Raw genomic sequence first — 17,330 nt, forward strand, 5'->3', positions numbered from 1 at the left:
TCCACGAACGCACCGAAGTTGACGATCGAGGACACGACACCGGTGCGCACCTGGCCCTTGGCCAGCTTGTTGAGGAACTCGCTGCGCACCTCGGACTGGGTCTGCTCGAGCCACGCGCGACGCGAGAGGACGACGTTGTTGCGGTTCTTGTCGAGCTCGATGATCTTCGCCTCGAGCGTCTTGCCCACGTAGGGCTGCAGGTCGCGCACGCGACGCATCTCGACCAGCGACGCGGGCAGGAAGCCACGCAGGCCGATGTCAAGGATCAGGCCGCCCTTGACGACCTCGATGACGGTGCCTTCGACGACCTCGTCGTTGTCCTTCTTCTCCTCGATCGTGCCCCAGGCGCGCTCGTACTGTGCACGCTTCTTGGACAGGATCAGCCGGCCTTCTTTGTCCTCCTTCTGGAGGACCAGGGCCTCGACCTCGTCGCCCACGGAAACGACCTCGTTGGGGTCGACGTCGTGCTTGATCGAGAGTTCGCGAGAGGGGATTACACCCTCGGTCTTGTAGCCGATGTCGAGCAGTACCTCGTCACGGTCGACCTTGACGATGATGCCCTCGACGATGTCGCCATCGTTGAAGTACTTGATCGTCTGGTCAATGGCTGCGAGGAAGTCCTCGGCGGTGCCGATGTCGTTGATCGCGACCTGCGGCGTTGTGGAGACAGGAGCTTCTACGGTGGACGTCATTGAGTGGATGGATCCTGACAATGTTGAGTGGTCGGACGCGGAAAGTCTTGGTTTCACGCGGACTACACCATGTCGAGGCCGCAGACTTGTCCATGCGCAACCCTACTCGCCTGCACAGCCAGCCTGAAATTGCCGGCTAGGCACCACCTAGCTGCGCACGGATCTCGGCAGCCGCCTCACCGAGGGCCTGCTTGGCAGCCGGGACGACGCCGGGCAACGAGATGTAACCGTGCACTGCGTTGACGTAGTTCGTGTAGCGAACGGCGACACCCGCTTCTCGCAGCGCGGCGGCGTACACCACGCCGTGGTCGCGCAGCGGGTCGTACTGCGCCGTCTGGATGATCGCCGGGGGCAGGTCGTGGTGCTTGCCTCGCAACGGAGAGGCGTACGGGTCGCCGCGGTCGAGGTCGGTGCCGTGGAAGTACAGGTTGGGCACGTTGTCCAGGTCCTTCTTGGCCAGCACCGGGGCGTGGGCGTTCTCGTCCTCCGACGGGTAGTCCCCGACGAAATCGACGGAGGGATAGATCAACACCTGCAACGCGATCGCTGGGCCGGAGCGGTCGCGAGCCATCATGCTGACGACCGCGGCCAGGTTGCCGCCGGCGCTGTCGCCCATCACGCCCAGGCGACCGGGGTCGACACCCAGCGCGTCGGCGTGTTGCGCCACCCAGGCGGTTGCGGCGTAGCAGTCCTCCGGCGGACTGGGGAACGGATGCTCGGGCGCGAGCCGGTAACCGATTGAGACGACCACGACGCCCGCCTCGCCGGCGACGGAACTGGCCCACCACTCGGATTGCGCCATGTTCCCCGACACCCAGCCCCCGCCGTGGAAGTTGACGACGACGGGCAGCCGGTCGCCCGCCGTAGCGCTGCTGGGCCGATACACCCGGATGGGCAGGACAGTGCCGTCGGGCAGCGTCGCGGTGTCGTCTCGGGCGACGACGCGTGGGTCGGTGCGCCCGACCACGACCTTGATGCCGGGCAGTGACAGCGATTTGGCGCGGCGATTGCTCGCCTTGCGCACCTTGTCGGCAGGCTGCTGCATCGCCGGCGCGAAATCGAAGGTGCGATAAAGCGCCCAGAACGCTCGGGTCTTCAACGGAAGCGGCATGGAACGGGACAGTACTCACCGGTAACCGCGTAATCGATAGGGTCGCGGTCATGTCCTACGGCGAGCCCGCCGGCGTCGGGCGGCAGCCGTCCGACTCCCCCGCCAGCGTCCGCGCCAACCGCGGTTGGTGGGACGCCGACGCCGACGAGTACCAGGCCGAGCACGGCAGCTACCTCGGCACCGCCGACCTTGTGTGGTGCCCCGAGAACCTGCGCGAGCAGGACGCGCACCTACTGGGTGACGTCCAGGGGCAGCGGGTACTCGAAGTCGGCTGTGGTGCAGCGATGTGCTCCCGCTGGCTCGTGGGGCAGGGCGCCGAGCCCGTGGCCTTCGACCTGTCGGCCGGCATGCTGCGCCATGCCCGTGCCGGCAACGCCGCAACCGGGGTTGGCGTCCCGCTCGTACAGGCCGACGCCGAGCACATCCCGTTTCGCGACACGTCCTTCAACGTTGCCTTCACCGCGTTCGGGGCCATCCAGTTCGTGGCCGACAGCGCCCGGCTGATGCGCGAGGTCGCGCGGGTGCTGCGCCCAGGCGGTCGGTGGGTCTTTGCGACGACCCATCCGACCCGATGGGCGTTCCCGGACGACCCCGGGCCAGCCGGGTTGACTGCGACCATGCCGTACTGGGATCGCACCCCCTACGTCGAGCACGCCGCCGACGGCACGCCCACCTACGTCGAGCACCACCGCACCTTCGGCGACCGGGTCCGCGAGATCACCGCGGCCGGGATGCAGCTCGTCGACGTCGTCGAGCCCGAATGGCCGGCCGGGCACACCCAGGTGTGGGGCCAGTGGTCGCCACTGCGTGGAGCTATTCTGCCCGGTACGGCGATCTACGTCTGCGAGCGGCCCTGAGTCACTTCAAACCGCGTCAGTGCGCCGCTTCGTGCCAGGTACGGCCGATTCCGACAGACACGTCCAACGGCACGTCGAGCTGGTAGGCCCCGCCCATCTGACGGCGTACGAGGTCCTCAACGTCCTCCCGCTCGCCGGGCGCGATCTCGAGGACGAGCTCGTCGTGCACCTGCAGCAAGAGGCGGGAGCGCAGCGCAGAATCAGTCAGCTCGCGGTGCACGCCGAGCATCGCCACCTTGATGATGTCGGCTGCGCTGCCCTGGATCGGGGCGTTCAGGGCTGCTCGCTCGGCCATCTCGCGCAGGTTGCGATTGTCGCTGGTGAGGTTGGTCAGGTAACGGCGCCGGCCCATGATCGTCTCGGTGTAGCCGGTCTGCCGGGCGTCCTCGACCACCGACTGCAGGTAATCGCGCACCCCGCCGAAGCGGGTGAAGTAGGCGTCCATCTGGGCGCGGGCCTCATCGGTGCCGATCTTGAGCTGCCGGGAGAGCCCGAATGCCGACAACCCGTACGCAAGGCCGTAGCTCATGGCCTTGATTCGGCGACGCATCTCGGGATCGACGTCCTCAGTCGGGATGTCGAAGGCGCGGGACGCGACGAAGGTATGCAGGTCCTCGCCGGTCGTGAACGCCTCCTTCAGCCCGGCGTCGTCGGACAGGTGCGCCATGATCCGCATCTCGATCTGGCTGTAGTCGGCGGTCATCAGCGACTCGAAGCCCTCGCCCACCACGAACGTCTCGCGGATGCGGCGCCCCTCGGCGGTGCGCACCGGGATGTTCTGCAGGTTGGGGTCGGTTGAGCTGAGCCGACCGGTGGCCGCGATGGTCTGGTTGAACGTCGTGTGGATGCGGCCGTGGTCGTCGACCAGGGGCAGCAACCCGTCGACGACGGACTTGAGCCGGGCGACCTCCCGATGGCGTAGCAGCAGCTCGAGCACCGGATGCTGGGTCTTCGCGTAGAGGTCGGTGAGCGAGTCGGCGTCGGTGGTGTAACCGGTCTTGATCCGCTTCGTCTTGGGCAGCTCGTACTGCTCGAACAGGATCTCCTGCAGCTGCTTGGGCGAGCCGAGGTTGAACTCGCGGCCGACGAGCTGGTGGGCGTCCTGCTCGACGACCTTAACCAGCTTCCCGAGCTCGTCCTGCAAGTCCTTTAGCGCGTCGGTGTCGGTGGCGATGCCCACGGCCTCCATGTCGGCCAGTACGTAGGCGAGCGGCAGCTCCATGTCGCGCAGCAGGCCCAGGGCGTTGCTGGCGTCGAGCTGGGTGTCGAAGACGTCGGCGAGGTCGCGGACGGCCGAGGCCCGTACGGACTCGACGTCGGCCAGCGCGTCGTCGGACTCCTCCAGGCCGCCGTCGAGGGTGAGCTGTTCGGCTCCACCGGGTTCCACAATGTCGTTGCTGCGCAGCTCGCGGTGCAGGTAGCGCAGCGCGAGGTCGGCGAGGTCGAAGGCGCGGGTGTCGGGCCGCAACAGGTAGGCGGCCAGCTGCGTGTCGGTCGTGACCCCGGCCAGCGTCCAACCGTGTTGGCGCAACGCGAGCAGCGGGCCCTTGATGTCGTGCACGGCCTTGGCCGCCGAGGGATCGGCGAACCATGCGCCCAGTGCGGCGTCGTCGTCGGGGCTGAGCCCGGCGGGATCCAGGTATGCCGCAGCGCCGTCGGCACTGGCCAGCCCGATGCCGGTGACCGTGCCGACGCCCCGACCCCAGGTGCCGCGGAACGAGACCCCGACCCGCACGCCGTCGCGCGCGTGCTCGTCGAGCCACTGCGTGACGTCGTCGACGCTGAGGCGTTGCACCGCGACGTCGAAACCCTCGTCGGCCTCGGGTTGGGCGGCCTCCACGGTGGCAAAGAGCCGCTCGCGGAGCACCCGGAACTGCAGGTCGTCGAAAAGCCGGTGCACCTCGTCGCGGTCCCACTGCTGGCGGGCCAGCGCCTCGAGGTCAATGTCGAGGTCGACGTCGCGCACCAGCTCGGTGAGCCGGCGGTTCAGCGCCACCGAGGCGACATGCTCCCGCAGCGCATCGCCGACCTTGCCCTTGACGGTATCGACACGCTCGATGAGGTCCTGCAGGGTGCCGTACTCGCGTACCCACTTGGCGGCGGTCTTCTCGCCCACCCCGGGGATGCCGGGCAGGTTGTCGCTGGGGTCGCCACGTAGGGCGGCGAAGTCGGGGTACTGGGCGGGCGACAGGCCGTACTTCGTCTGCACCTCTTCGGGCGTGAAGCGGGTCATCTCGCTCACGCCGCGCTTCGGGTAGAGCACCGTGACGTGGTCGGTGACCAGCTGCAACGCGTCGCGGTCACCGGTGCAGATGAGCACGTCCATGCCGGCAGCAGCGGCTCGGGTGGTCACGGTGGCGATGACATCATCGGCCTCGAAACCGTCGACCATCATGGCCGGGATGCGTAGGGCTTCGAGGACCTCGCGGATCAGCGTGACCTGACCGCGGAAATCCTCCGGCGTCTCGCTGCGCCCGGCTTTGTAGTCCGCGTAGGCCTCGCTGCGAAACGTCTTGCGGGAGACGTCGAAAGCGACCGCGACGTGCGTCGGCTCTTCGTCGCGCATGAGGTTGATCAGCATCGAGGTGAAGCCGAAAACCGCGTTCGTGGGCTGCCCCGTGGTTGTCGACATCTCGACCTCGCGTAGTGCGTAGAACGCGCGGTAGGCCAGCGAGTGCCCGTCGAGCAGCAGCAGTCTCGGAGTTTGGGTCGCCACGCCTTGCAGCCTAGGCGGCGCCTCCGACAGGCGTCAGGCCCCGCGGCCGACGGCCCGTGCGGCGATCGTGGCCCGCTGGGCGCGAGCCATCCTGGCACGGCGCAGCACAGCGGTGCGCCCTACCGGGTCGGTCATCCCGAGACTGCGGCGCAGGGTGTTGGTCGAGGCCAACCGGTGCACGACCAGCGGCGCGAACCCGAGCCGGGCCAGGTAGCGGTTGCCTTCGCGCGACCCCGCAGCGGCGGTGGCCAGCAGGTGGTCGACGCCCTGGTCGTCGGCGAGATGAACCGCCGCGGCGAGCAGCGCACGCCCGGTACCGCGGCGCCGGTGCCGGGGGGCCACCATCAGGTGGGTGACGTGCAGGACGGGCGTGAGATCGATGGCCCCGACCTCGTCGCTGCGGGCGGCGAGCATGCCGACCACGGATTCGTCATCGGTGAGGGCCAGCAGCAGCGTGCGGTCGGGTTGGGCGATGATCTGGTGCAACCGCTCGGCGAGGTGCTCCTCGCTCGGGTCCGGCAGTGGCCGACCGCTGAACACGCCGGATTGGGTGTCGACGCTGGTGATCAACCGTGCGATCTCGGGCACGTCATCGTCGGTTGCCGGTCGAACCCGCACCACCGAACGCATCACAACGCCCCCTCCCCACTGGCAACTTCGTTGACGGTCTCCGGGTCTGCGAGTGACAACCGGAGCCATGCAGACTGTCCACCCACTTGGATGCAGGCGCAACCATAGAGTCCGAAGCTGATGCGCCGCGCGGGGGGTCGAGCTCAGGACGCGACGATCTCCTCGCCGAGGTAGGCGGCGCGGATCCGGTCGTCGGCGAGCAGATCCTTGCCACTGCCCTCGAGCACGATCTCGCCGGTCTCCAGGACGTAGCCGCGATCGGCCAGTGCCAGCGCCTGAGCGGCGTTCTGCTCGACGAGCAGCACCGTCACCCCGCTGTCGTTGATCTCGCGGACGATGTCGAAGATCTGCGCCACGATCAGCGGTGCCAGGCCCATGGACGGCTCGTCGAGCAGCAGCAATCGCGGCTTGCCCATGATCGCCCGGCCGATTGCGAGCATCTGCTGCTCCCCACCGGAGAGCGTGCCGGCCTGCTGACGGAAGCGTTCCCGCAGTCGGGGGAACATGGTCAGCACGCGTTCGAGGTCGTCCCGGTCGATGGTCTTGAAGCGGAACGCCCCCATCTCGAGGTTCTCCTCGACGGTCATCCGGGGGAACACGTGCCGGCCCTCCGGCACGTGGCAGACGCCGAGCCGGATGAGCTCGTGCGCGGGAATGCCGTCGATGCGCCGACCGTCGAAGGTGATCGAGCCGAGGGCCGGCGAGAGCATGCCGGACACCGTCTTCTGCGTCGTGGTCTTGCCAGCACCGTTCGCCCCGAGCAGCGCCACAATCTCGCCCTCGTTGACCGTGAAGCTGATGCCCTTCAACGCGGCGATGGCGCCGTAACGAACCTCGATGTCGTCGACCTCGAGCAGTGGCTTCGGGGTACCGGCCGAGGCGCCCGAGGTCGGCGACGGCATGTCAGTCATGCGCGGGGTCCTGTTCGGCCGAGGCCAGCGGATGGTGGGTGTCGATGAGGTGCAGCTCCGGCTGATCGCCCATTGTCTCGGCCGCCTCCTCGGTACTGCTGCCGAGGTAGGCGGCGACCACGACCGGGTCCTTCTGGATTTCCTGCGGAGTGCCCTCGGCGATCTTCTCGCCGAAGTTGAGCACGACGATGCGGTCGGCCACCGACATCACCAGCTTCATGTCGTGCTCGATGAGCAGCACGCTGATGTGCCGTTCGGTGTTGATGCGGGTGATCAACTCGGCGAGTTCGCGCTTCTCGACCGGGTTGGTACCGGCGGCCGGCTCGTCGAGCAGTAACACCCCGGGGTCGGTGGCCAGGCCGCGGGCGATCTCGAGGCGGCGCTGCTCGCCGTAGGCGAGCGATCCGGCGAGGTCGTTGGCGCGGTGCTGCAGGCCGACCTCGTCGAGCAGCTCATATCCCTGCTCGGTGCTCTCGCGCTCCTCGCGACGCTGCCGCGGCAGTCCGAGCATGGCTGAGATGGGGCCCGACTTCTGTCGTGTCTCGAAGGCCACCTTGACGTTCTCGAGCGCGGTGAGCGCCGGGAACAGCCGGATGTTCTGGAACGTGCGGGCCACGCCCATGCGATTGATCAGATGGGTCTTCATCCCGATGACGCTGACCGGCTCGGCGCCCTCGCGGGCGGCGATGCGGATCCGGCCCTCCTGGGGGCTGTAGACACCGGTGAGCGAGTTGAACAGCGACGTCTTGCCGGCGCCGTTCGGGCCGATGACGGCCAGCACCTCGCCCTGGTACATCTGCGCCGAGACGTCGTTGAGGCTGACCACACCGCCGAAGCGCAGGGTGACGTTCTCGACGTCGAGCACGACACGACGGTCGGCTGCGGCGGTCATCAGATCCCCTCGCTGATCGGGACGGCCCGCGGTTCGGAGCGCGGCGTGCCGTCGAGGCCATGCATTTCGATGCGTCGACGCTTGGCCGGGATGAGACCAGCGGGGCGGAAGATCATCATGGCGATGACGACCGCACCGATCCACATCAGCTTGTCCTGCTGCGGTACCTGGTCCTGCAGGAAGCGCGGCAGCCAGGTCAGCATCGCCGCACCCGCCATGGCACCGGACAGCGACCCCATGCCGCCGAACACGACGTAGGCGACGATGAGGATCGAGTTGTTCAGGATGAAGTTGTCTGGCGTGAACGAACCGATCTGGGTGGCGAAGAAGACGCCGGCGATACCGGAGGTCGACGCGCCGATGGCGAAGGCCAGCAGCTTCGTCTGGGTGGTGTTGATGCCCATTGCCTGCGCTGCGACCTCGTCCTCGCGCACCGCGGCCCAGGACCGGCCCAGGCGCGAGTTCTCCAGGCGACGGAAGGCCAGGACGATGACGATGAAGATGGCGAGCAGCAGGTACCAGTACTGCAGCTGCGCCAAGCCCCACTGGATGTGGATCGGGCCGATGTGGATCACCGGGTTGGGCACGCCGGACGGCCCCTGGCTGCCCTTGGTGAAGCTGTCGGCGTTGACGGCAACGATGCGGATGATCTCGCCGAAACCGAGCGTGACGATGGCCAGGTAGTCGCCGCGTAGCCGCAGCGTCGGTGCGCCGAGCGCGAGCCCGGCCAGCAGGCAGATCAGGATCGCGAACGGAATGGCCCACAGCGGGCTGAGCTGCAACCAGCTCGGCGGCTTCTTGGGCAGTGACCCGACGAGGTAGGCGGTGGTGTACGAACCGATCGCGTAAAAGGCGATGAAACCGAGGTCGAGCAGACCGGCCCAGCCCACCACGACGTTCAGGCCGACGGCCAGCAGCATGGAGATGCCGATCTCGGTCACCAACACCTGCTGCCAGAACGGCGAGGCCGTCGGCGGGTAGAACAGCGCCGCTGCGATGGCGATGACCGCTACCGTCCGCACGAATTCCTTGCCTGACGGCTTTCCACGGTTCAGACCCGCGGAAGCGGGCGGGATCGCGGTGGCCCCGCCGGAACCGGTGGTCGGCCGCTCGGCGAGGTCGCTGGTCATGGCCAGCGCCACCTCGCGCTGGCGCGGACGCAGGGCACTCAGGGCCGCCTGCACTCCCCCGGCGCCGAGCAGGAACATGGCGGCGGCGGTCATCCAGCCGCCCGCGCCGAGGTTCTGCCAGGGTCCGGTCGCGCCATCGAAGTGGTTGTTGTCGGCGCCTGTCTTGCTGATGTCGTGGAGCACGACCAGCACGATGACCGCGCCGGCTACGCCGATGACCCCGGCGAGCAGGCCGAGGATGCGCTGGCGCAGGTAGGCAGCAGCTCCACCCAGCACCGCGGCGGCGATGAGCAGCACCCACGCCAGCCACTTCAGGTAGGTCACAGAGAACGACGATGCGAAGCCGTTCAAGAAGCTGCCGGTGTCGGTGGCGCCGAGGTTCTTGTGGCCGGGCGAGAACCACACGCCGATCGTCAGGCCGAGCACGCCGAGGAGCACCCCGACGACGACGAGCGGCAGGCCCGGTCGGATGCCTGCGATACGTTCGAGGGCGGCGCGCCCGACTGCTACGTCGTTCTTCGACAGCGCGGTGGCCAGCATCGCGCTCAGGATGACTGCGTAGCCGAGGATCGCAGCGGCGTAGCCGAGCGAGTGGTCGGGGCCCCGGGTGCGGGCAGCGTCGGCAACATCGCTGTGCGACGTGAAACAGATGATTGCCGCCGCGACGCAACCCGCGGCTACCGCGAACGCCAGCCAGCGCAGTCGCAGAATGATCGCGGCTCCGCCGGCAAGCACCAGCACGATGAACGCCGTCCACGCGAGCCACGCGAAGAACGCAGTCGTCACTGGTGACAGCACACCGCCACTCGTGTCGGCCACGACGTTCGCGACCGCGGTGAACTTGCCGCCACCGATCTGGTCGTTCCAGTTCATGAGCGCCTGTCCGGCCACCACGGCCAGCCCGCCGGACACCAGAGGCCAGAACCCCGGGCGGGTCACGTACGGCACGAGACGTCCCTGAAAGGTCAGCGCAAGGAAGATGAGCACGCCGATGAGCAGGAAGACGAAGATGCGGGGCTTGAGCACCGACTCACGGAAGCCGTAGCCGTAGTCGTTCTGCGAACCCTCCTGGCTGCCGACCATCATCGCCAGCACGACACCGCCCGCCAGGCAGGCGATCAACCGCTTCATCCAGGGCGCTTTCAGCAACGAGGTGGTCATGCCGCGCGTCCGATCCGCTCGCCGAGCAGGCCCGTGGGTCGGAACATCAGCACGAGCACCAGGACAACGAACGCGACGACGTCGGTCCACTCGATCCCGATGCCGGGCACGAGCGGCACCATGTTCTCGACGATGCCCAGGAGCAGGCCACCGAGCATGGCCCCGCGGATGTTGCCGATACCGCCCAGGACGGCCGCTGCGAACGCCTTGACGCCCGTCTGGAAACCCATGTTGAAGCCGAAGTTGAAGTTGAGTCCGAACAGGAAACCGGCCGCACCGCCCAGCAGTCCGCCGATGACGAAGGTCCGCGAGATCGTCCTGTCGATGTCGATGCCCATGAGCGCCGCTGTCGGTGCGTCCTCGGAGACGGCGCGAATGCCGCGCCCCAGCTTGGTGCGGTTCACCAGCGCGTCCAGCCCGACCATCATGACCAGGGCGCCGACGATGATGACCGCCTGCAGCACCTTGACCTGCGCGCCGTCGATCGTGAACAGCACGTTGTTCTGGTCGAAGAACGCCGGGAACTGGTTGGTGGTCTGGCTGTTGAAGATCTTGCTGACCAGAGTGGAGATGAAGAACGACGCCCCGATCGCACTGATCAGGAAGGCAAGTTTGGGTGCTCCTCGTTTCCGCAGCGGCCGGTAGGCGACGCGCTCGAGCACCCAGGCAACACCAGCCGCAGCGACCGCACCAGACAAGACCCCCAGCGCGATCACCAGCGGTACCGCCCAGGGCGCGGTGGCCTTCCCGTCTCCGACAACCGCGTGGATCACGATGTAGCTGCCGAACGCGCCCGACATGAACACCTCGCTGTGTGCGAAGTTGATCAGTTGGAGCACGCCGTAGACCAGCGTGTAACCGAGGGCGATCAGCGCGTACATCGAGCCGCGCGTCAGCCCGAGGATCAGGTAGTCGAAGAACGTGGTCATCGGGTTTGCGAGCCGTCCTGTTCTCGATGCTGTCGTGGAAACGTGCGGGGCGCCCCAGACCGAGATCTGGGACGCCCCAAACGTCCTGCGCTGTGCGGTACTACGACTGCTTGGTGATGTCCCCGAGCAGGACGATCTTGCCGGCCTTCTGCTCGTAGAGGTTGACCGTCGCTTGCGCGACCTCACCGTTCTGCTGGAACTTGACCGTGGTCGTGATGCCCTGGAAGTTCAGGCTGTTCACGGCCGCCTCGACCGACTGGCGGGTCGGGGTACCGCTCGAGGACGCGGCCTTGATCGCGGCGATGAGCGCGTTCGTGGCGTCGTAGGCCTCCGGCGAGTAGGTCGACGGCGGGGTGTTGAACTTGGCGGTGTAGGCCTTGTTGAACGCGGCGGCCGCGGGGGCGGTCGTAGCGTCGAGGCAGCCACATGCGAAGTAGAAGCCGTCGCCGCCCGAGCCCGCGGTGCTGGTGAACACCGAGGACTTGCCGCCGTTGCCGGTGATCCGGAAGCCGGTGTAATTGACCGCCTTCAGCGCCTTGGCCACGAGACCGGCCTGAGCGTCGTAACCGCCGTAGTAGAAGGCCTGCGCGTTGGACGACTTGACGGTCTGTGCGAGGGCGCTGTAGTCCGACGTCGGGGCGATGCCCTGGCTGGTGACCTTGACGCCCTTTTTCTGGAGTTCCTTGCGCACAACGTCACCCACACCGGCACCGTAGGTCGACTTGTCGTCGGCAACGAAGACGGTCTTGAACTTCTTGGCCAGGTAGTCGGCCGTGGCCAGACCCTCTACGCCGTCCGTCGGGACGATGCGGTGGAAGGTGGTGAACCCTGAGGAGGTCAGGGTCTCGTTGGTGGCCGACGGGCTGATTAGCGCCAGGCTCGCCTGCGCGTACTTGGCGCCGGTGGCAGTGGTCGGGCCCGAGAAGGCCGGGCCGACGACGCCGAGGACGGTCGGGTCCTGGATGAGCTTGGCCGCCGCGGCCGGGGCCTGTGCGTTGGCGCCGACGTCATCGGAGGGCAGGCCGACGATCGTGAAGCCGTTCTTGCCCGAGGCGTTGGCCTCCGCGATGGCGAGGTTGAAGGCGTTGATCTCGTTGATGCCGAGCTGCTTGTTGTCGCCGGACAGTGGGCCTTCGAAACCGATCTTGTAGGTCTTGCCGGAGCCGCCGCCGCTCGAGGACGAGCTGGAACTGCTCCCGCCACCGAGACCGCCGGTCTTCTTGCTGCTGCTGCCACTGCTGCCGCAGCCGGTGAGCGCGAGGGCGCCGGCCGCGGCCAGCGCCACTACTGAAGTTGTTACGCGTGATCGCACTGCTGTGCCTCCTGTGAGGGCATTCGTAGGACATCGAAAACGCCGCGTTGTTGACGGCGTCGGTTGGCGGGACGTTAGCCGATCATTCACGTGCTGGGTACCGGCAGCACGGCTCGGACCGCCGTCGTGACCAAATCTCCACCGACCATTTGGGCGGAAACGTCGGTTTACTAGTCGGTAGTCACAGCCGTCTCCGCATCCCCGCTCAGGACGAGCTCGGCGACGGCTCTCATCGAGGTGCGGTTGTCCATGGCGGCCCGCTGGATCCACCGGAAGGCTTCCGGTTCGCTCATAGCGTGTTGCATCATCAACGACCCCTTCGCACGCTCGATGAGCTTGCGCGCCTCGAGCCGCTCACGAAGGCCGGTGACCTCGGATTCCAGAGCCCGCAGCTCCGCAAAGCGGGTCGTCGCCATCTCGATGGCCGGCAACAGGTCGCGCTTCTGGAAGGGCTTGACCAGGTAGGCCATTGCGCCGGCGTCACGGGCCCGCTCGATGAGATCGCGCTGGCTGAACGCGGTGAGCATGACCACCGGCGCGATGCGCGCCTCGGTGATCTGGGCCGCGGCCGCGATGCCGTCCAGCTTGGGCATCTTGACGTCGCAGATCACGAGGTCAGGGTTCAGTTCCTGGGCCAGCGCGACAGCTTGCTCACCGTCACCGGCCTCGCCCACCACATCGAATCCTTCCTCCTCCAGCATCTCGCGCAGATCGAGTCGGATGAGCGCCTCGTCCTCGGCGATGAGGACTCTCATCGGCGCCGGAGCCGCGTGATTTGCGGGTGCTGCGGAGGCCACGGTGTCCCTCTCGGTTCGACGTTGAACGAGAGCCCAGATTAGACCGGCTAAGATTTCCAACGCGTCACGCCCCTGTGGCGAAACTGGCATACGCGATGGATTCAAAATCCATTACCGAGAGGTGTGTGGGTTCGAGTCCCACCGGGGGCACCGCTTCGAAGTGATCAACTGCGCATTACCGTTGCACATCAGCGTGGATCCGCAGTTGATCACCGGGCCGGGTCGCCCGCGAAGCCGGCTTGACTGGTCGTTGACTATTCGCGGAGACGGGCTCGTCGTCCGTCGCGGAGGCGGACGAGGCCCTCCTGGACGACACTGCAGACCTGGGTGCCGTCGGCGCGGTAGAAGCGGCCGGTGGCCAGCGCGCGACCGCCCGAGGCCGACGGCGACTTCATCGCGTACAGGAGCCACTCGTCGGCGCGGAAGGGTCGCTCGAACCACATCGCGTGATCGAGCGACGCCAGCGAGACGTTGCCCATCCGGTTGGCGAGCCCCTGCCGGGCCAGCGCGGCGTCGAGGACGGTCATGTCCGAGGCGAAGGTCAGCACACACACGTGCAGCAACGGGTCGTCGGGCAACGTGCCATCAGCGCGCATCCACACCCGCAGGACGCCCCCGTTCGGTCCGACGCCGTCGCGCTCCCAAGGGGCGGCGTCGACGTAACGCAGGTCGATCGGCCGCGGCCGGCCGCGCCAGAACTCGGTGGCGCGCGGGTCGGCCAGGAAACGCTGCTCGAAGGTGGCCAGCGTCGCCGGGTCCGGCGCTTCCGGCATCCGGCTCTGATGGTCGAGCCCTTCCTGGGCCAGCTGAAACGAGGCCGAGAGCGAGAAAATCACGTGACCGTGCTGTATGGCCACCACCCGCCGTACCGAGAACGAGCGCCCGTCGCGCACCCGATCGACCTCGTAGACGATCGGCACGCCCGGATCACCGGGCCGGATGAAGTAGGAGTGCAGAGAGTGCACGTGCCGATCGGGTTCGACGCTGCGTCCGGCCGCAACGAGCGCCTGGCCCGCGACCTGGCCGCCGAACACGCGCTGCGAACGCTCCTTCGGGCTGACGCCGCGATAGATGTCGACCTCGATGCGCTCGAGGTCGAGCAGTGCCACCAGCCCGTCGACCGCGGACTGGCCGGTCGGGCCTACGGTTTCGGCCGAGTCGAGCGCCTCAGCCATGCCGCAGGACGTCGCCGATGTGGTGGACCCGGATGGTGTTGGTGGCACCGGGCGTGTTAGGAGGCGTGCCGGCCACCACGATGACGAGATCGTGGGGATGGCAGACGCCGCGGTTGAGCAACGCGGAGTCGACCTGGCGCACCATGTCGTCGGTGGTGTTCACGCTCCACACCAGGTGCGCCTCGGCACCCCACACGAGTGCCATCTGCCGCTGCACGGTCTCGATCGGCGTGAAGACCAGCAGCCGTTGGCTGGGCTGCAGCCGCGACAGCCGCCGGGCGGTGTCACCGGTCTGGGTGAACGCCACCAGAGCCACCGCACCCAGCGCGTCGCCGATGTCCTTTGCTGCTTTGACCAAGGCGCCGCCGGATGTGCGCGGATTGTGCCGCAGCCCGCGGACGTCGGTGCCGGCCTCCTCCACGGAACGGATGATGCGACTCATGGTGGCCACGGCCTGCACCGGGTACTTGCCCACGCTGGTCTCGCCCGACAGCATCACCGCGTCGGTGCCGTCGATGACGGCGTTGGCGACGTCGGATGCCTCCGCGCGAGTGGGGCGCGAGTGCGTGATCATCGATTCGAGCATCTGCGTCGCGACGATCACCGGCTTGGCGTTGTCGCGACAGATCTGGATGGCGCGCTTCTGCACGACCGGCACCTGCTCGAGCGGCATCTCGACGCCGAGGTCGCCACGGGCAACCATCATGCCGTCGAAGGCCAGCGCGATTGCCTCGAGATTCTCGACGGCCTCCGGCTTCTCGACCTTGGCGATCACCGGTACCCGCGTGCCGACGGCGTCCATCACGCGATGCACGAGCTTGACGTCCTCGGGGTTGCGCACGAAGGACAGCGCCACGTAGTCGACGCCCAGCGACAGCGCGAACTCCAGGTCGGCGGCGTCCTTGTCGGACATCGCCGGGACGCTGACGTCGACGCCGGGCAGCGACAGGCCCTTGTTGTCGCTGACCATGCCGCCCTCGGTCACGTCGCAGACGACGTCGGTGCCGTTCTCGACGTCGACAGCGATGAGTGCGACGTTGCCGTCGTCGACGAGCAGCCGGTCACCTGGTCGAACGTCGTCGGCGAGGTTCTTGTACGTCGTCGACACCCGGTCGTGGGTGCCGGGGACGTCCTCGACGGTGATGCGCACGCGCTCGCCGGTGGCCCACATGACCGGGCCCTCGGGGAAGCGGCCGAGGCGGATCTTCGGGCCCTGCAGGTCGGCCAGCACGGCCAGGTTACGGCCGGCAGCCTTTGCGGCGTCCCGTACCTCGCGAAAGCGCCTGCCGTGATCGGCATGCTCGCCGTGGCTGAAATTGAGCCGGGCAACGTCCATGCCCGCCTCGACGAGCGCTCGCGCCCGCTCCGGCGTGTCCGTCGCCGGACCGAGCGTGCAGACGATCTTCGCGTGGCGGTTCACCTGTTTAGCGTAGGACCTCCTAGGTGCGCGCGGCCGCCATAATCGCGGCGTCGACGTCCTCGCCAGACTCCTGCGCCCACTTCGTGGCCTCGAGCACCCGCTTGAAATCGCGCGGCACGATGACCGAGAAGCGGTCCGTCGCCGACGACCAGTCGGCGAGCAACGCCGCGCCCACGCCGGAGTCGGTGTGGGCGACGTGCGCCTCGACGACCTCGCGCAGGGTGTCGGACTCGGCACTGTCCATCGCGCCCAGCGGTTCGACGTCGACCATTTCGCGGTTGACCCTTGAGGTATCGAGGTCGAGCACGTAGGCGTAGCCGCCGGACATGCCGGCACCGATGTTGCGCCCGACGGCCCCGAGGATGACCGCGATGCCGCCGGTCATGTACTCGAGCGCGTGGTCACCGACGCCCTCGGCCACCACGGTGGCCCCGGAGTTGCGAACGCAGAACCGCTCGCCGACAACGCCGCGCAGATAGATCTCGCCTGCCGTCGCACCGTAGGCGATGACGTTGCCGGCGATGACGTTGTCCTCGGCGACGAACGTGGCCCGCACGTCCGGACGTACGGACAGCACGCCGCCGGACAGCCCCTTGCCGGCGTAGTCGTTGGTGTCGCCGAGCAGCCGCAGCGTGATGCCGCGAGGCACGAACGCGCCGAACGACTGACCGCCCGAGCCGTGGAAGGTGACGTCGATGGTGCCGGGCGGCAGGCCGTCGGCACCGTAGCGGCGGGTGACCAGTGAGCCGAGCATCGTGCCGACCGTGCGGTTGACGTTGCGTACCGGCAGCTCGAGCGTGACCGGCGACGCATCGAGCAGCGCCCCCTCGCACAGTTGAATCAGGGTGTTGTCCAGCGCGGCATCAAGGGCGTGGTCCTGCTCGCGCGACTGCGTCAATGTCTGGCCGTAGGGGTTGGCCGGCTCGGCCAGGATGGGCTCGAGGTTCAGACCATCGGCCTTCCAGTGTTCGATCGCCTTCGACGTGTCGAGCACGCCGACCTGACCGATGGCCTCCTGCAGAGTGCGGAACCCGAGCGACGCGAGCAGCTCGCGCACCTGCTCGGCGATGTACTCGAAGAAGGTGACGACGAACTCCGGTGTACCGGTGAAGCGCTCGCGCAGCAGCGGGTTCTGGGTGGCGACGCCGACCGGACAGGTGTCCAGGTGGCAGACCCGCATCATGATGCACCCCGAGACGATCAGCGGCGCAGTGGCGAAGCCGTACTCCTCGGCCCCGAGCAGTGCGGCGACTACGACGTCGCGACCGGTCTTCATGGCCCCGTCGACCTGCACCGAGATGCGGTCGCGCAGGCCGTTGAGCAGCAGCGTCTGCTGGGTGTCGGCCAGGCCGAGCTCCCACGGCAGGCCGGCGTGCTTGAGCGAGGTCATCGGCGCCGCGCCGGTGCCGCCGTCGTGACCGGAGATCAGCACGACGTCGGCGTGCGCCTTCGACACACCTGCTGCCACCGTGCCGACCCCGGCCTCGCTGACCAGCTTCACGTGGACCCGCGCCTGCGGGTTGGCGTTCTTCAGGTCGTGGATGAGCTGGGCGAGGTCCTCGATCGAGTAGATGTCGTGGTGCGGCGGCGGCGAGAT

The 17,330-nt window shown here is 67.7% G+C and carries 14 protein-coding genes and 1 tRNA gene; 2 read left to right on the forward strand and 13 right to left on the reverse strand.

Translation table 11 applies throughout. The annotated features are described in order from the left end of the window. Together ACFFC4_RS20470 and ACFFC4_RS20475 are read right to left on the reverse strand one after the other, a co-directional pair. Positions 1-692 (reverse strand): S1 RNA-binding domain-containing protein (locus ACFFC4_RS20470; protein ID WP_375504321.1); only part of this gene is annotated, 692 nt, incomplete at its 3' end. 136 nt (positions 693-828) lie between these two features. Continuing rightward, complete coding sequence (locus ACFFC4_RS20475; RefSeq protein WP_375504323.1) at positions 829-1,803, reverse strand: alpha/beta hydrolase; 975 nt, start codon at positions 1,801-1,803, stop codon at positions 829-831. Between the two features lie 50 nt (positions 1,804-1,853). Here ACFFC4_RS20475 and ACFFC4_RS20480 point away from each other — a divergent pair, with 50 nt between their 5' ends. Further along, entirely contained in the window at positions 1,854-2,660 is an 807-nt protein-coding gene (locus ACFFC4_RS20480) for a class I SAM-dependent methyltransferase (protein ID WP_375504325.1), read from the forward strand. A gap of 16 nt (positions 2,661-2,676) precedes the next feature. Here ACFFC4_RS20480 and polA read toward each other — a convergent pair whose 3' ends face one another. The 8 genes from polA to ACFFC4_RS20520 all read right to left on the reverse strand — a co-directional run bounded on the left by polA (position 2,677) and on the right by ACFFC4_RS20520 (position 13,096). Further along, a complete protein-coding gene (polA, locus tag ACFFC4_RS20485) occupies positions 2,677-5,376 on the reverse strand; it encodes a DNA polymerase I (RefSeq protein ID WP_375504327.1) in 2,700 nt (899 codons plus the stop codon). A gap of 33 nt (positions 5,377-5,409) precedes the next feature. Then, entirely contained in the window at positions 5,410-5,964 is a 555-nt protein-coding gene (locus tag ACFFC4_RS20490; RefSeq protein WP_375504329.1) for a GNAT family N-acetyltransferase, read from the reverse strand. Between the two features lie 185 nt (positions 5,965-6,149). Next, positions 6,150-6,917: an ABC transporter ATP-binding protein gene (locus ACFFC4_RS20495; protein ID WP_375504331.1), complete on the reverse strand. Its 768-nt coding sequence runs from the start codon at positions 6,915-6,917 to the stop codon at positions 6,150-6,152. Next, positions 6,910-7,809 (reverse strand): ABC transporter ATP-binding protein, encoded by a 900-nt coding sequence (locus tag ACFFC4_RS20500; protein ID WP_375504333.1) that lies wholly within the window; start codon positions 7,807-7,809, stop codon positions 6,910-6,912. Before ACFFC4_RS20500 ends, ACFFC4_RS20495 begins: the two co-directional genes overlap by 8 nt. Continuing rightward, complete coding sequence (locus tag ACFFC4_RS20505; protein WP_375504335.1) at positions 7,809-10,100, reverse strand: branched-chain amino acid ABC transporter permease; 2,292 nt, start codon at positions 10,098-10,100, stop codon at positions 7,809-7,811. The genes ACFFC4_RS20500 and ACFFC4_RS20505 overlap by 1 nt, the downstream gene beginning before the upstream one ends. Beyond that, on the reverse strand, positions 10,097-11,029 hold the full coding sequence (locus ACFFC4_RS20510; RefSeq protein ID WP_375504337.1) for a branched-chain amino acid ABC transporter permease: 933 nt from the start codon (positions 11,027-11,029) through the stop codon (positions 10,097-10,099). Before ACFFC4_RS20510 ends, ACFFC4_RS20505 begins: the two co-directional genes overlap by 4 nt. A gap of 100 nt (positions 11,030-11,129) precedes the next feature. Continuing rightward, positions 11,130-12,314, reverse strand: coding sequence for a branched-chain amino acid ABC transporter substrate-binding protein (locus tag ACFFC4_RS20515; protein WP_375504339.1), 1,185 nt, complete (start codon positions 12,312-12,314; stop codon positions 11,130-11,132). A gap of 197 nt (positions 12,315-12,511) precedes the next feature. After that, on the reverse strand, positions 12,512-13,096 hold the full coding sequence (locus ACFFC4_RS20520; protein ID WP_375504341.1) for an ANTAR domain-containing response regulator: 585 nt from the start codon (positions 13,094-13,096) through the stop codon (positions 12,512-12,514). A 110-nt stretch (positions 13,097-13,206) separates the two neighbouring features. Between ACFFC4_RS20520 and ACFFC4_RS20525 the strand changes: the two genes are divergently transcribed. Then, positions 13,207-13,288: transfer RNA gene (locus ACFFC4_RS20525), tRNA-Leu, on the forward strand. Positions 13,289-13,392: 104 nt separating this feature from the next. Here ACFFC4_RS20525 and ACFFC4_RS20530 read toward each other — a convergent pair. The 3 genes from ACFFC4_RS20530 to ACFFC4_RS20540 form a co-directional block, all read right to left on the reverse strand. Beyond that, positions 13,393-14,313: an acyl-CoA thioesterase gene (locus tag ACFFC4_RS20530; RefSeq protein WP_375504343.1), complete on the reverse strand. Its 921-nt coding sequence runs from the start codon at positions 14,311-14,313 to the stop codon at positions 13,393-13,395. Continuing rightward, positions 14,306-15,733 carry a pyruvate kinase gene (gene pyk, locus ACFFC4_RS20535; protein ID WP_375504345.1) on the reverse strand — a complete coding sequence of 476 codons (1,428 nt, stop codon included), beginning with the start codon at positions 15,731-15,733 and terminating at the stop codon, positions 14,306-14,308. Before pyk ends, ACFFC4_RS20530 begins: the two co-directional genes overlap by 8 nt. A gap of 19 nt (positions 15,734-15,752) precedes the next feature. Beyond that, the coding region (locus ACFFC4_RS20540; protein WP_375504347.1) for a glutamate synthase-related protein at positions 15,753-17,330 on the reverse strand (1,578 nt) is incomplete at its 5' end.

The organism is uncultured Jatrophihabitans sp., assembly GCF_964244045.1.
GTDB lineage: Bacteria > Actinomycetota > Actinomycetes > Mycobacteriales > Jatrophihabitantaceae > Jatrophihabitans.